Here is a 17,845-nt window from a genome sequence, read left to right on the forward strand (position 1 = left end):
AAACGCAGACAAAAACCATCGGATAAACCGATCGTTTAGTCTGACGACATGGTAGTGGGACAGCTGAAGCTGCCCGTTTCCGCTGGTCGGAACCGGTTACCCGCAGGTAACAAGGATTGATAAACAGGACGCTAATAAAAGCGCCAAATAGAGTCAGAATGCTGATTTTACGGCGTGACGCCGTTTGTTGCGCCTACCCTAATCTTTCATTCTGCTAATGAATAGTGGCGATAATCTGGAAAATGCAATTATCACGTGACTAAAACAAAAAAAAGCGGGTGCTTTCGCACCCGCTCTGTTCATCTTCTGAACAGACCTTTCAGTCACTACACAACATGAACCTGCAGGTTCTGCTGCACCAGCACATCGCCCAGGGTGTTATCACTGGTCAGCGCCGAGTTGTGGTAGATCTCAAAGACTCTGCCCTCAACGGTACGCTCGCCCGTCACTTCCCAGATTCCGCCGTTGCTGTTAGCCAGTGTCACCTGGCTGCCATCTGCGCCTTTGATCAGCAAATCGTCACTCTGCTTATCCGTGATATTGAGTGCTTCATTGAGATCGAGCTTCACGGAGTTGGTTCCGGTTTTACCCAAATCGAGCACCTCAATGTGTTCGACCTTCAGGCCCAGCGCGGTGAGATCCAGACTGAGATGCTCACCATTCAGCACCAGGGTATCGGTGCCTGCGCCGCCATCAATATGGGTAAAGTTAAGGTCACTGACCGTCACGATATCCGCCCCGCTGCTGCCGGTTACTGTCGCCCCCTCAATGGTGCTGCCATCGGCCAGCGTAATCACGACGCCGCCGATGGTGTACCCCGCCTCCTCTGCCGGTGCCGCTGCCACCGCGGCGTCATTTGCCGCCGCGTTTTCACTGCTGCCGACGGGTGTCACGGTATCCGCTTCGGTGATCAGCGTGGAAGCCACCGCCACATGGGCGCTGCTCTCGTCGCTGCTGGTGCTGCTGTTATGCTGCGTCTCCGCGCTGGCGACAGTAGCGCTGTCATCCGCCACCGAGAACAGCGCAACCGATTCGTTTGCCGCCAGCGTCACCGGTAGCACGGCACCCAGTAACAGGGTATTGGTGGTCGAGTAGCTGTTACCGGCCGCGTCGGTAATCGTGACTTTCGCCAGCGTTCCCAGCGACAGCAGCAGGCCCCCCACCGACAGCAGTGAAGGTGAGAAGTTAACCGCGTAACGCCCCAGCGCATCGGTCGTGGTGTTCAGCGTCGGGCCGTTGTTGCCGTTGGAGAGCAGCAGCGTAACGTTCACTTTCGAGCCCTGCGCGGCATTCAGCGATCCCCCCTGCACCACCAGACCCGCCAGTAAGGAACCGACGATGCTCAGCACCGGATCGACCCCGACCAGCGGCTGATTGTGCGACAGCGCGGTAAAGCTGCTGGTGCTGGTTGCGGTGTTGCCGCCAATATCCGCCACCGTGACGGTGAGAGGATGGCTGCCATCGGCGATCCCTTTCAGCGTCGCTGACGGCACGCTGATGCTCCATGCGCCATTCGCACCAATAGTAGTGGTGAGGATATTGCCCGCCACGTTCACCGTCACCGTGCCGCCCGCCGCGTTGGTGCTGGTTCCTCTGATGGTTTCAGTACTGTTGGCTTCCGCAATATTGAGGTAGCCATCGCCGCCAAAGAAGCTGTTGACGCTGACCGTTGGCGTGGTGTGACTGACCACACCCAGCGACGCCGAGGTGTTGCCAATGCTGCCCGCACCGTTGGTCACGCTGGCGGTGACAGTCTGCAGACCGTCAGTAATGGCAGCAAGGTTAGCCGCCGGAACAGAGAGACTCCAGTTGCCGTTGCTGCTCACCGTGGTGCTGTAAGTCTGACCACCCAGCGTGACGCGCACAACCGATCCCTCGGCGTTGCTGGCGGTGCCGCTGATGGTCTGCGCCGTTTTCACATCCACCGCGCTCAGCGCACTGTCACCAAACAGCGAGGTAATGGCGACCACCGGCGTCGACTGACTGATGACGCTCAGCGTTCCGCTGCTGTTTGCCACGTTACCGTAGGCATCGGTGCCGGTGACCGTGACGGTTTTACTGCCGTCAGTGATAGCAACAAGATCCGCTTTCGGGACGGTAATACTCCAGTTGCCGCCGCTGACCACTTTGGTGGTGTAGGTCAGGCCATTCAGCGTGGCGCTGACGGTTGAACCGGCAGAGAGGCTGGACGTCCCGCTCAGGGTCTGGTTAGAGGCCAGATCCGCGGCGCTCAGCACACCATCGCCAAACACCGTATTCACCGACAGGGTCGGCTGGAACAGTCCCAGTGACACGCCCGCGCTGGTGCTGCTGACGTTTCCGACCGGATCGGTGACGGCCGCGCTGACGGTAAAGTTACCGTTCAGCAGCGTTGACAGAATCGCTGGCGAGACGGCGGTTGAGAAACTGCCATCCGCGTTGACCTGCGCGTCGACGATGGTGTTGCCAATTGCCAGCCTGACGCTGCTACCCGCAGCCAGCCCGGAGACCGTGCCGCTGATGGTCTGAGTCACCAGTGACTCCGCCAGGTTCAGCACGCCGTCGCCAAACAGCGGATTGAGGGTGACTTTCGGCAGGTTGTGAATACCGACCAGTGCCCCGGCCGTGGTGCTGTTGGTGTTACCCGCGCTGTCGGTGACACTGATGCCCACGGTCAGATTGCCATCTGCAATCCCCTGCAACAGCGCTGGCGTCAGCGAGACGTTAAAGTTGCCATTGGCATCGGTCGCCGTCAGCAACTGCTGTGAACCTACCGACACCACCACGCGCGATCCCGCTTCCGCGCCGCCAATCACCCCACCGATCACCTGGGTAACCAGCGAATCCGCCACGTTCAGCAGACCGTCGCCAAACAGCGGATTCACGGTGATGGTCGGCAGCAGCGTATCGACCCGGATACCGGCGCTGGTGCTGGCGGTATTGCCCGCCGCATCCGTTACCGATGCGCCCACCGTCAGGTTGCCCTGCGCCAGCGTGCCCAGAATATCTGGCGTCACCGTGGCGCTGAACGCCCCACCCGCACCCACGGTGGCGGTCACCTGGCTATTGCCAACCGAGAGCGTCACCACACTGCCCTGCGCGACGTTGTTCACCACCCCGCTGATCACCTGTCCGGTGGCGATATCAGCCAGGTTTAGCACCCCATCACCAAACAGTGAGGTCAGCGAGATTGATGGCGTCTGAGTAAAGATGCCGATGGATGCGCTGCTGGAGGCGACATTGCCCGCCACGTCTCTGACGCTGACACCCAGCGTCAGATTGCCATCCAGCAGAGAGGTCAGATCGCTGCCCGGCAGGTTAACGCTCCACACTCCACCCGCCTGCACCGTCGTGCTGTAACTCTTGCTGCCAAAGGTGACCGTTACCTGGGAACCCACAGCCGCATTTTCTATCACGCCACTGACCAGCTGTCCGGCAGCGGCTTCCGCAATGTTCAGCAGGTTATCACCGCCAAACAGCCCGGTGAGCGCGCCAACCACCGGCACCGCATCGACAATCGCGGTGACGGTTTCACCGACGGTGCGGGTGTTACCCGCGGCATCGGTCAGGGTGACGTCAAGCGCAAGATTGCCATCACTTAACAGGCCCAGCACCGAAGGCGGCACCACGATGGCCCATTTACCATCCTGGCCCACTGACGCAGAGAGCGTTGTGCCGCCCAGCACCACCGATACCGTGGCACCCACGCCCGCCGAGGTCGCAACCCCGGAGATAGTCTGCGCCACCGTAGTATCCAGCGCGCTGAGCGTGCCGTCTCCGAACACCGAGTCGACCACCAGCGTCAGCGCACTGTTGACCACTTTGTTGACCGTCAGCGTGGCGTCGGTCTGGTTGCCCGCACCGTCATTGACCCGCACGCCAAACACCAGCGCACCGTCAGTGAGACTCGACAGGACATCCGGCGCGAGATCGATGCTCCAGCGTCCGTCAGCACCCACCGTCGCGGTGGCGATCGGCGCGGCATCGCCCAGATAGAGACCGATGGTCTGGCCTTCTGCTCCCTGCGCGCTGCCGGTCAGCACCTGGCTTAGCACCAGGTCAGCGGCGTTGATCACGTTGTCGCCGAGGAACGCGTCGACCTGGACCAGCGGCGCGGCGGTATCCACCGTCACCGTCTGGGTGGTCGTCGTCACGTTACCAGCCGCATCCGCCAGCTGCGCGGTGATCACCGGCGAGCTGCCATCGGGAAGAGCCTGCATCGCGCTGGCAGGAACCGTTGTGGACCAGGTGCCGTTGCTCTGCACCACGGCGTTGTAGGTCTGATTATTGAAGGTCACCACCACCGTGCGACCCACTTCGCTGAGATCGGCGGTGCCACTGATGGCCTGGCTGGTGGCACTTTCATTGCCATTGACCTGGTTGTCACCGGTAAACGGATTGAGAGTCAGTGCCGGTGGCGTAAGGTCGATCAGCACGTTACCGCTGGTGGTCACAGGGGTAGTGCCGTCGGTAGCATTCACCGTGATGGCGACGCTGCCGTCCGCATTGCCAAAGGCGCTGACCGGCAATGCCGCCGTTGACCAGTTGCCCGACCCATCCAGCGTAGTCGCGTACTCCTGACCATTGATCGACACCGTCACTACCCCACCCGCGCCGAGGTTAGCGGAGGTGCCACTCACTACCACACCACCCGCCACGTCCTGGGTGCTGATGATGTTGTCGCCCGAGACCGTGCCCAGCGTAACCAGCGGCCCTGGCGGTGGGGTAAGATCAACCGTCAGCGCAACCGTGCCGTTGGCGGTATTGCCTGCCAGATCGGTCACTGCCAGCGCCAGGGTCGTCGATGGACCAAAGGTGGCCATCTGTTCTGGCGTCAGCGTTACACTCCAGTTGCCGTTGGCTGTCACTATCGCGGTGCCAAGCAGCGTGTCATTCAGTGAGATCGAAACCACTGATCCCGGCTCGGCTCCCGCTGCGGTGCCGCTGAGACTCTGCGGCTGAATGCTCTCGGTGTAGTTCAGCGCATTGTCACCGGTAAAGGCGGCAACATTAAGCACCGGCGGTGTGGTGTCGAGCACCAGCGAGCTGTTAATGGTGGTGCTGTTGCCCGCCGCATCGGTTGCCGTCACGGTAACCGGATAGGTGGCATCCGGCAGAAGTGAAAGCTCCGCCGTTGTCAGTGGCACCGTCCAGTTCCCATTGGCATCCACTGTCGCGGAATAGGTTGTGCCGCCAAGCGTAAGCTGCACAGTCTGATTCGCGCCCGCCTCACCGGTGGTTCCGCTCAGCGTTACTCCCGCGGCCACATCGCCGCCATTCACATAACTGCCAAGGAATTCCGGATTGACCGCAGGCTGCGGCGCGCTGAGATCTGCGGTGAACGGCAGCTGCGCCGATGCGCTGTTGCCCGCCGCATCCACGACGTTAACCGTCAGTGATTGCGCACCGTCACCCAGTGAACTCAGGGCGTTGGCAGGAATGTTAACAGTCCAGTTACCGTTGCTTGCCACCGTGCCAGAATAGAGGCTGCCGTTGACATCCACGGTAATGCTGACCGCCTGGTTCGCCCCGACACTGCCGGTGGTGCCGGTCAGGGTCACCCCTGCCGCGGCTTCACTGATGTTCAGCAGGTTGTCGCCGCCAAATGCGCCTGGGTTGAAGGTCGGCACAGGCAGCGCCACCTCTGTCACCACGTTCTGCGCCGTCGCGTCGCTGTTACCCGCGATATCGGTCGCCGTCACGGTAATGGTGTGGGTGCCGCTGGTGAAGGTGGCTAACTGCGCTGGCGACAGGGCCAGAGACCAGCTGCCATCGGTCTGCACCGTGGCTGCCAGCGGCTGACCGTTGTTAAAGCCGGAGATGAGCACCGTTACCGTCTGTCCGGCACCGGTAATGCCGGTTGTGCCACTGAGGATCTGTTCACCGGCCGCCTCTGCTGCGTTCAGCGCACCGTCGCCAAACGGCAGGTTCAGCGTCACGTCCGGCAGCGCATTCACGGCCACCAGCACAGTGCCACTGGTGCTGCCGACGTTGCCGTTCGCATCGGTAACCGTCACGCTCACCGGCCAGTTGCCATCCGGCAGTGACTGCAATACAGAAGGCGGCAGATCCAGTGACCAGCGTGAACCACCCTCAGTCAGCGTCGCAGAATAGAGGGTGCCATTAACGGTCACCGTGACCGATGCGGCGTTATTAATATTCACCGCACCGGTCAGGGATCCGCCTGCGGCGGCCTCTTCAGCATTGATACGGCCATCAATAAATGGCGTATCCAGCGTTGGATTAGCAATCGGCGTAATCGCAGCGACGAACGTTTTGGTCGTTTCAATGCTGTTACCGGCCCGATCCGTGGTGGTGAGGGTCAGGGTATGTTCACCGGTTCCCAGGCTGGCAATGAACTCTGGGGGCAGGCTGGCAGTCCAGTTGCCATTGGCATCGACCGTCACCGACAGCGGGATATTGTCATCGCCTACCGTGACGCTCAGGGTCTGGCCCGGCACGACGATGGAGGTGCCGGTGACCAGCTGAACGGAACCGGCTTCGCTGATATTAATGATGTTATCGCCGAACAATATCGTGTCGAAGGCGGCTGAAACAGGATCACTCTGCAGGATCTCAACGCCTGCAGTAACCTGCGCCGGATTACCGGCACCATCCGCGGCGCTGACCACCACCTGGGTCAGTCCATCGGCCAGGCCCGTCAGCGCGCCCGGTGCCAGGTTCAGCGTCCAGTTACCGCTGGCATCCGTGGTGGTGCTGAAGTTCTGCCCGCCTACAGAGATGTTCACCACGCTGCCTTCCGGCAGATTGGTACTGTCACCACTCAGCGTTAACGCCCCTTCCGCATCTGCCGCACTGATCAGCGCATCGCCAAACGGCGTATTCAGCGTCAGCGCTGGCAGGGTATTAAACGCTACGTCCAGTGTCGTGGTGCTATCCGTGGTGATATTGCCCGCCGCGTCGGTGACCGAAACGGTAATCGCATTGGGGCCGTCCGCCAGCTGCTGCAGGTCAGCGGTCGGAATAGTAAGTGACCAGTTACCGTCGGCATCGGCCGTGGTGGTATAGCTGACGTTATTCAGCGTCACCGTCACCGGCAATGCGCCGGTGGTGCTGCCGCTGATGGTGAGATCCTGCAGCGACTCCGCCAGGTTAAGGGTATCTCCCGCGTCGACCGTGATATTCGTCAGCGCAGGCGGTGTGGTAATGAAACTGACCTCCTGAGTGGCGGTCGCCGGATTGCCTGCGACATCAGTGGCGGTCACGGTAAAGATTTGCGTGCTGCCCGGATCCACGCTGGTAAAGGCAGCAGACGGCACATTCACCGTCCAGTTGCCGTCAGCGTCGAGCGTGGTGCTGTAGTCAGTGCCGTTAAACGACACCGTCACCAGCGTACCCGCTGCCAGCAGGGTGCTGCTGCCGCTGACCGCGACATCCGCTGTGGCCTCGGTGGCGTTAATCACATCATCGCCGGCTACCACGTTCATGGTCAGCGTCGGCTGAACCTGCTCGCTGGCCAGCACGACCAGGCTGGTGCTGGCGCTGGCCGGATTGCCAGACGTATCCGCTGAGACCACGACCAGCAGCTGATCGCCATCCGGCAGATTACCCAGATCGGCGGCCGGAACGGTCACCGTCCAGCTGCCGTCGGCTGCCACCGTGCCGCTGTACTGAATGTTATTCAGCGTCACCGTCACCAGCTGGCCTTCCACCAGGTTGTTACTGGTGCCGCCGATGTTCAGATCCTGTAGCGACTCCGCCTGGTTAAGGAAATTATCGTCACTGATGGTCCCGATGGTCAGGGTTGGCAGGTTCAGAGTGTCAGCATCACGCGTCAGGGTCTGGGTGGCCGTGGCCGGGTTCCCCGCCGCATCGGTCATCGAGACAGCAACGGTGTAGCTGCCGTCTGCCAGCCCCTGCACGACGCTGGCTGGCAGTGTCACCTCCCAGGTGCCGTCAGAGAGCACCTGAGTGGTGTAATCGACGTTCTGGAAGCTGACGGTGACTGTCTGTCCGGCATCCGCTACCGACGCACTGCCGCTGATAGCGACCGCTTCCAGCACCTCTACCGAATTGATGATGTTGTCGCCGCCGATGGCATTGACGGTCAGCACTGGCGGTGTGAGATCGACCGTAACGGCGCTGGTCAGCGAACCACTGTTACCGGCGGCATCGCTGGCATTGACCACCAGCGTAGTAACCCCCTCGCCCAGCGTCTGCACCTGATCTGCTGTTAAGGTCAGCGTCCAGTTACCCTGCGCATCCACCGTAGCGGAATACTCATTCCCGCCCAGCGTCACGCTGACGGTCTGGCCGTTGCCCGCTACACCGGTGCTGCCGGTCAGCGTCTGACCGACCCCCTGTTCCGCCAGGTTCAGATAACCATCGCCAAACGGGGTGTCTATGCTGACGGCCAGCGACGCCGTCGCCACGGTGATTTCACGCGTTTCGGTTACCGGGTTACCCGCCGCATCGCTGACCGTCACGGTCAGAATGTACGCCCCGGCCGGAATGCCGGCCAGCGAACCCGCAGGCAGCGTCAGATTCCACTCGCCGTTCTGGTCAACCGTGGTGGTCCAGGTCTGATTGTTCAGGGTAATGGTGACCTGCTGTCCGGCTTCGGCATTGCTGTTGCCGCTGAGAACAATCGGCGCGGTGCTTTCGGCAATATTGATACTGTTATCGCCCGCAACCGTATTCAGTGTCAGGGTCGGTGGCGTCAGATCCACCGTCACGCTGCCCTGGCTGCTGCCGGTGTTACCCGCTGCATCCTGGACTGTGACGGTATAGTTCAGGAGATCTTCCGGCAGGCCGGCCAGCGCGGAAGCCGGCACGCTGATCTGCCAGTTGCCATTGCCATCGACGGTGCCGTTGTAGGTTGCGCCATTCAGCAGCACGCTCACCGTCTGGCCGTCACCGGTTATGCCGGTGGTGCCGCTCAGAGTTTGTGCTGTGGCGATCTCGCTGCTGTTGAGCAGGCCATCGCCAAAGGCCGAGACGATCTGCGGTGCTGGCAGCGTCGCCAGCACGCTGAGCGCTGCCTCGCTGCTCAGAGTCGCCCCGCCGCTGTCCGTTGCGGTGACCGTCAGGGTGTAAGGTCCATCGGCGAGCGCCGTCAGTGCCTCAGCCGGAACGATCACTGTCCAGCGGCCGCTGGCCGAGACCTGCGCGGTGTAGCTGATGTTGTTAAACAGCAACGTGACCGTGCTGCCCTCTGTCACGTTCACCGACGTACCGGTGACGACCAGGGCCTGACCCAGCTCCTGCGCATTCAGGTAGTTATCTTCGCTGATGGCATCCATCGCCAGGCCAGAGGCATTGCTGTTGACGTCAAAGGTGAGATTGCTGGTGGAGGTGTTGCCCGCCACATCGCTGACTGCCACGGTAAAACTGGCGCTGCCATCATTAATCGCGGCCAGCGCACCGGCTGGCACGATCAGGCTCCATGCCCCGCTCGCCTGCACGGCGGCGCTGTAGACTGTGCCGTCAACGGTGACGGTAACCAGCTGACCCGCTTCGACGTTGGTGGTGGTGCCGGAGAGACGTTGATCGGTGAGGCGCTCCGCGCCATCGACCACATTGTTACCGGCAAAGGCATCCAGCGTCAGGGTCGGCAGTGTGCCTGGCTCCACTTTCAGCGCCAGGTCGCGGCTGGTGGTGGTGGCATTTCCTGCCGCATCGCTGGCGGTCACGGTCAGCGGATAGCTGCCGTTGCCCAGCCCGGTGTAAACCGTGGCGGGCAGCTCCAGCGACCAGACGCCGTTGACGTCAGCGGTGGTGCTCAGGGTGGTGCCGTTGAAGCTGGCCACAATCAGGGCGTTAGCTTCGCTGCTGCCGGTCAGCGTCAGCGGCTGCTGACTTTCAGCGGCGTTAATGATGCCATCGGATGGCGTAATGAAGTTCAGCACCGGAGGCAGTGTATCCACCACCAGGTTGCCATCAGCCTGGCTGCTGTTGCCCGCTACATCACTGACGACCACGGTGTAGCCACTATTACCCTGCGGCAATGCAGACAAGACATCGGCCGGAACGGCGACCTGCCAGTTGCCTGCGGCATCGACCGTGCCGCTGTAGTTGTTGCCGCCCAGCGTCACGACGACGGTCTGGCCGTCGCCGGTCACGCCCGTGTTACCGGTGATCGTGCCACCGGCGGCGGCTTCCTCACCGTTCAGAATGCCATCATCAAAGGCCACGCCCGGGGTCGCCACCGGCAATGCAGTGGCGATCACCGTCAGGGTAGCGTCGCTGGTCGCCAGCGGCTGTCCGTTAGCGTCGCTGGCGGTGGCGGTGATGGTCTGCGGGCCGTCTGCCGATCCGGTAAAGGTGCCTGCCGGTAAGGTCAGGCTCCAGCTTCCATCTGCCGTCACGGTGGTGCTGACCGTGGTGCCGTTGGCCAGCACGGTAACAATGCTGCCATCAGGCAGACCGCTGGTGCTGCCGCTGACCACGACGGCGCCACCCAATTCCTGCGCATTGAGGTAGTTGTCGTCACTGACGGGTGCCAGCGCGATCGACGGCAGGGTGTTGTCCACACTGAAGTCAAGCGGGCTGCTGGCGGTGTTACCGACGGCGTTGATGACGCTGACGTTCAGCGTCTGAGTGCCTTCTCCCAGTTCAGCCAGGGCACCCGCAGGCAGAATAATGCTCCAGTTGCCGCTGGCCTCGACCACACCGCTGTATTCGATGCCATTCAGGGAGATGATCACCTGCTGGCCCGGTTCGACATTCGTGCTGCTGCCGCGCACCGTTATCGGCTGCAGCTGCTCCGCTGCCGTAACGATGCCGTCACCGGCGAAGGTGCTGCTGTCGATAGTCAGTACAGGCTGCACGTCCGGCGCGGTTGCCACATTCAGATCAACCACCTGGCTGCTCTGATTCCCGTTAGCACTGGTTTCCGTCACCGTCACCAGATTACTGCCAGGAGGCAGTGCCGCCAGTGCTTCAGGGGCGATCTGCAGCGTCCACTGGCCGTTAACGCCAACGGTGGTGCTGTAGAGCTGGTCATTGAGCTGCACCGTGACCACGTCGCCATTCTGACCACTGCCACTCACCACCAGCGGCTCTGCCAGTTCCCCGACGTTCAGCGCGTTATCACCGCTGACCGGCGCGACGACCAGCGGAGGCGGCGTAGTCGCAACCGTCAGGGCACTGTTCTGGCTGCTGCTGTTACCGGCCGCGTCGGTGACGGTGACCACCACCGGATAGCTGCTGCCATTGGTCAGACCGGCAAGCGCCGCTGGCGGAACAGCCAGCGCCCAGTTTCCGTCACCATCAACGGTGCCGGTGTAGGTCACGCCATTCAGCGTCACACTGACGCGGTCGCCTTCACTGCCTGCGCCGCTGAAACTGAACCCTGCCGCCTGCTCAGCGATATTCAGCACGCCATCACCCGCGGGCGCAGCGATACTGAAGTCTGGTGCCGTGGTATCCACGGTAACCGACACTGGCGTAGTGGCGACGTTGCCGCTGACGGTGGTGACGGTCACGTTGAGATCGTAACGGCCATCTGGCAACTGTTGCAGATTCGCAGCAGGCACGGTGGCGGTCCAGCTGCCATCGGCGGCAACCACTGCGTCATAGGTCTGGCCATTCAGCGCAAGGCTGACGCTACTACCTGGCGTAACGGTGCCGCTGAGGGTCAGATCGGTGGCGGTTTCAGCCTCATTAATCGTGCCATCGGTGGCAATCGGGTTAACGGTCAGCGCCGGTACGCCGGTATCAACAATCAGCGGCTCGCTGATGCTGGTACTGTTACCCGCTTCATCACTCACCGTCACGGTAATCGGATTGCTTCCCTGCGCAAGTGCCTGCAGTCTGTCTGCGGGTATCGTCACGCTCCATTCACCATTCGCGTCTACAGTGGCCGGATAGCTGGTACCGCCCAGGGTCACGCTGACCGCCTGGCCTGGCAGCACTGTGCCGGTCAGCGTCTGCGCCGCGCTGGCTTCATCGGTATTGAGTATGCCGTCAGTGAATGGCGTGTTGATTTGCGGGTCTGCCAGCGGCGCGGTCGCCACCAGCAGCGGCAGGCTGTTCTGCACATCACCCGAAGAGACGGTAACGGTGGTCGTGCCCTGCGGCAGCGTCACCAGATCGGCAGCCGGCACGGTCAGGGTCCACGCACCGGTTTCATCGGTTGTGGTGGTGTAGACGGTGCCGCCAGTCACCAGCGTTACGCTGATCGGGCTGTTAGCCGGCAGGTTCGCTGAACCGCCGCTGAGGATAAGATCGCTCTGCGCCTCCAGGGCATTCAGCGCATTGTCGTCACTGATTGGGGCAATCGACAGCGACGGTACGGGTGAAGTAACCACGCTAAACTGCCCTTCAGCAGGCAGCGCCGGGTTACCGGCCACATCGGTAATCGCCACGGTGAAGGTTTTATCGCCTGCACCGCCCAGCGATCCGGCTGGCAGCGACACACTCCAGCTACCGTTCGCCTGTACTACGCCATCGTAAGACTGGCCATTGATGGTCAGCAATACCGGCTGACCTGCCGGTACGCCGGTGACGTTACCGGTGACCAGAATGTCGGTGAGCTGTTCAGCGCTGTCGACCTGATTATCGCCGGTCACGGGATTAATGGTCAGCGCCGGCGACGTTGCCGCCAGCACAGTGACGCTGGTCGGTACGGTGCTGCTGTTACCATATGCATCGCTGAGTACCACATCCACCGGATAGGTTGCGTCACCCAGTTGGCTGATAATCGCGGCGGGCACCGTAACACTCCACGCGCCATCGGTATCCACGGTGGCGGTGTAGGTCTCGCCATTGAAACTCACCGTGACGGTGTCGCCCTGGGCCCCCCCGCGTCCGTCGAGTGTGAGATCCTGAGTGTGTTCAGCGATATTGATATAACCATCACTGCCCGGCGTGGAGACTTCCAGCAACGGCGGTGTTGTGGCGAAAATCAGTGAACTGCTGGCTGGCGTGGTATTACCATCGGCGTCTGTCGCCACTACCGATACCGGTTGGGTACCGTTGGGCACATTTGCCAGGTCGGATGCCGGAACGGTGACACTCCAGCTGCCACCCTGCGCCACCACGGCGCTGTAGGCCACGTTATTCAGCGTGACGCGGATGATGTCGCCTTCGTCGCCGGTTCCGCTGACGATTAGCGGCTGCTGCGCGTCGCTGACGTTGATCACGCCATCATCGCTGAGATCGTTGAGCGTCAGAGCGGGCACCGCGGTAGCCACCCGCAGTTCCGTATTCTGAGTGCTGATGTTACCGGCCGGATCGGTCACGGTGACGGTCACCGGATAGGTCTGATTGGTCAGCGTGCCGAGATCGGCCACCGGGACGGATGCACTCCAGTTACTGTTTTCGTCAACAATGGCGGTGTAGGACTTACCGTTTAATTCCACCGTCACGCTGTCGCCCGGGGTGCCGGTTCCGCTGATTTGCAGCGGCGTAGTGAGTTCGTTGTTGGTCAGGACGCCATCACCGCCCGGTGCGGTAACGGTTGCAACCGGAGGCTGCGTGCTGACCGCCAGGGGCTGCGTCTGCGTGGTGGTGTTACCGCTGGCATCAGTCAGCGTAACTACCAGCGTATAGCTGCTGCCATCTGACAGGGCCTGCAGCGCCGCTGGCGGCAGATCCACCGTCCAGTTGCCCTGCCCATCTACGGTGGCGCTGTAACTCTCGTTATTCAGCGAGACAGACACCACTTCGCCCGGCAACGCACCTGAACCGCTGACCGGCAGACCGGCAGCCACTTCGCTGCTGTTGAGAATGCCATCGCCGCCTGCGACCTCTGCCACAATCAGATTCGGTGGCAGCGTGTCGACGCTGAAGTTGAGCGTCTCATCCACGCGGTTGCCTGCTTCATCAATCGCGGTAATGATCAGGCTGTTGGCGCCCTGTGGCAGTAAGGCGAGATCGGCGGCCGGCAGCGCCAGGCTCCAGCTGCCGTCTGCATTGACCGTGGTGCTGTAGGTTTTACCGTTAAGTTCCAGTTCAACCTGCTGGCCCGGCACGGCTTTGCCGGTGCTGCCGCCGATCAGCAGATCGCTGCCCGCTTCCACCCGGTTGAGAAGGCCGTCGGTGATCGCGCTCTCCTCCAGCGTGATTTGCGGCAGCGTGGCTGCGACCACATTCAGCTGAGCGGAGTCGGTCAGCAGTGCGCCGGTGGCGTCGGTGGTGGTGACCGAAATCAGTTTTACGCCGTCGGTGATAGTGGTGAGATCGCCTGCCGGAACAGTGACGCTCCAGAAGCCATTGCTGTTCACTACCGCACTGTAATTGCTGCCGTTAAAGTTAACCTGCACCGCCTGGCCCGGGTTAACGCCCACTGCAGAGCCGCTGATGATCAGATCGCTGCTCAGCTCCTGCTGATTCAGGAAACCATCAAGGCTGACAGGTTCACTAATGGAAACCACGCCAGGTTCGCCTGCCGCCGGGGCGACGTTAATATCGCGGGTGTCGGTAGCTGAGGCGCCTGCCGCCGTTGTGACGCTGACCGCGATGGTGCTGCTGCCCGCCGCCAGTGCGCTGAGCGCCGCAGAGGGGATCTGCGTGCTCCAGCTGCCATCCGCGTTGACCAGCGCAGTGTAATTTTGGCCGCCCAGGGTAATGGTGACCGTCTGGCCCGCCTCCACGTTGCTGGTGCTGCCGGACAGCGTCTGGTCCAGCGCTTTTTCGCTGTTATCCAGCAGATCGTCACCGGCAAACAGGGCGATCGTCACCGTCGGCGTACCCGGTTCCGCTGGCGCTTCCACCGCAATCACCCGATCTTCGCTGACTGTTACGCCCGCCTGATTGGTAACTGTGGCCGCGATAGTCGCGTTGCCCGCCGTCAGTGCCGCCAGCGCGCTGGCCGGGACGCTCAGGCTCCAGCTGCCATCCGCGCCGACCGTGGCGCTGTAAGTCTGGTCGCCCAGCGTTACGGTCACGACCTGACCCGCCTCGACATTGGTTGAGCTGCCGCTCAGCAGCTGATCGCTGGTTTTCTCATCGTTGCTCAGCACGTCATCCACGGCGAACTGATCGAGCGTGATAGTGGGCTGGCCCGGCTCGGTAACCGGCGGCTCAACCGTGATCGGCAGCGTGTCACTTACGGTGGTGCCTGCCGCGTTGCTGACCGTGACCACCAGCGAGGCAGAACCTGCTGCCAGCGCACCGAGTGCATCGGCCGGAATGGCAATGTTCCAGCTGCCGTCGGCGCCAACCGTTCCGCTGTAGCTCTGGCCGCCCAGCGTCACCGTGACAATCTGGCCCGCCTCGACGTTGGTGGTGCTGCCGGAGACCGCCTGCGCTTCCAGCTTCTCATCGTTGCTCAGGATGTTGTCGTCAGCAAAGGCATTGAGGGTTAGCGTCGGGGCATTCGGTGAAGTGCCCGCTGACTCCACCAGGAAGTCGCGGGTTTCAGTGATCTGAGTACCAGACTGATCTGTCACCGTCACATTCAGGGCTGCGCTACCGGCTGTCAGCGCAGCCAGTGAACTGGCAGGAATCGACACGCTCCAGCTGCCATCCGCGCCGACCGTGGCGGTAAAAGTCTCTCCGTTCAGAGTGACAGTGACCTGCTGGCCTTCACCGATATTGGTGGTGGTGCCGCTCAGCAGCTGATCGCTGGCTTTCTCGCTGTTGCTGAGGATGTCATCCCCGGCAAAGGCGTCGATGGTTACGGTGGCTTCACCCGGCTGCGTTACCGGGGCTTCGACAGTGACTGGCTGCGTTGAAGTGACTGTGTCGCCCGCTGCATTACTGACCGAGACGGTCAGTGTGGTGGTGCCTGCTGCCAGCGCATTCAGCGCGGCTGACGGCACGGCGACGCTCCAGCTGCCATCACCCTGCACGCTGGCACTGTAGGTCTGACCGCCCAGGGTGACCGTCACGATCTGCCCGGTTTCGATATTACTGGTGCTACCGCTGACAAGCTGATCGACCGCTTTTTCGTCGTTGCTCAGAAGGTTGTCGCCGGCGAAATCATTCAGTGTCAGAGACGGCACGCCCGGTTCCGTTACTGGCGTCTCAACTGCGATATCGCGGATTTCGGTAGTGCTCACGCCATCGGCATTGTTGACGGTGACGCTGATGGCATTAGATCCCGCCGGCAGGTTACCCAGCGCGGCTGCAGGAATAATTACACTCCAGTTACCACTGCCATCGACGGTGCCAAGGTAAGTCTGGCCACCGAAGGTAACGGTCACCGTCTGGCCCGCTTCGATGTTGGTGGTGGAGCCGGAGAGCGTCTGGGCCGTCCCTTTTTCATCGTTGCTGAGGATGTCATCCCCGGCAAACTGACCAATGGCGACGGTGGGTTCGCCCGGCAGTGTGACAGGCGCTTCCACGGTGATGGGCAGCGTGCCGGTCACGGTATCACCGGCCACATTGCTGACTGAAACCGTCAGCGTCGTTTCACCTGCCGCCAGGGCGCTCAGGGCCGCCGATGGCAAAGTAACGCTCCAGTTGCCCTGCGAATCAACGCTGCCGCTGTAAGTCTGGCCGCCCAGGGTGACTGTTACCAGCTGACCGGGTTCAACATTGCTGGTGCTGCCGGTGAGTGTCTGATCGGTGACTTTCTCCCCATTACTCAGCACGTTGTCCCCGGCAAAATCATCCAGCGTGACGGATGGCGGGCCCGGAACGACCGGCGTATCAATGCTGATCGCGCGGTTTTCACTGGCTTCAATGCCAGCCTGGCTGGTGACGACCGCGGAAATCGCAACCGAACCGGCTGCCAGCGCATTCAGTGCCGCAGGCGAGAGCGTGACGCTCCAGTTGCCCTGCGCATCCACTACTGCGCTGTAGGTCTGATCGCCCAGCGTGATGGTGACAATCTGGCCCGCTTCCACATTGGTGGTGGTGCCGCTAAGAACCTGATTGCTGCTTTTCTCGGCATTGCTGAGAATGTCATCACCGGCAAACTGATCGATGGTGATAACGGGCGTACCCGGCTGAGTCAGTGGTGGTTCTACGTTTACGGTCAGGCTACCGCTGGCGGCGGTTCCTGCCTGGTTAGCAACGGTGGCAGTCACCGTGGTGGTACCGGATGCCAGTGCGGTCAGCGCATCAGCAGGCACGGTAATGCTCCAGCTACCGTCGCCTGCCACGCTGCCGCTGTAGCTCTGGCCGCCCAGTGTAACCGTGACGATCTGCCCGGCTTCGACGTTGGTGGTGCTGCCGCTAAGAGTCTGATCGCTGGTTTTTTCTGCGTTGCTCAGCACGTCGTCGCCGGTAAACGGGGCGATCGTCAGGGCTGGCACACCAGGGGTGGTGTCAGGTGCCTGCACCTGGATACCCAGGCTGGCGGCAGCCGCCGTGCCCGCGGCGCTGGTCACACTGACCGAAATGGTGCTGCTGCCTGCAGCCAGCGCCGAGAGTGCGGCAGCCGGAATTGAGACGCTCCAGCTGCCATCCGCCCCCACAGTGGCGTTATAGCTCTGTCCGCCCAATGTCACACTGACCTGCTGGCCCGCTTCGACATTGCTGGTGCTGCCGGACAACGTTTGTGGCGTGGTTTTTTCGCTGTTATCCAGCAGGTTATCGCCCGCAAACGGGTTCAGGCTAATGGACGGCGCAGCCGGTGTGCCGGGATCGGCGGCCGCGACGGTAATGGGCAGGCTGCCGGTGGTCGTCGTGCCCGCCGCGTTAGTGACGCTGACGTCGATGGTGGTGGTGCCTGCGGCGAGTCCCGCCAGCGCGGCAGCAGGGATAGTAACGCTCCAGCTGCCGTCAGCACCGACGGTGGCGTTGTAGGTCTGGCCGCCCAGCGTGACAGTGACAATCTGACCCGCTTCGACATTACTGGTGGTGCCGCTCAGTACCTGATCGCTGCTTTTTTCCGCGTTATCCAGAACATCATCGCCAGCGAATGCATTGAGCGTGATAGCAGGCGTCCCCGGCGTGACCGGTGTTCCAGGATCGGTGCCACCATCATTGCCGCCACCGTTACCCCCACCGC

General features: G+C 61.9%; 1 protein-coding gene. It reads right to left on the reverse strand.

From position 1 onward, the window contains the following. Positions 1–326: 326 nt before the first annotated feature. The coding region (locus tag GVJ63_RS06850; RefSeq protein WP_159226602.1) for an Ig-like domain-containing protein at positions 327–17,845 on the reverse strand (17,519 nt) is incomplete at its 5' end.

It is taken from the genome of Pantoea sp. 18059 (genome assembly GCF_902706165.1).
GTDB classification, from domain to species: domain Bacteria; phylum Pseudomonadota; class Gammaproteobacteria; order Enterobacterales; family Enterobacteriaceae; genus Pantoea; species Pantoea agglomerans.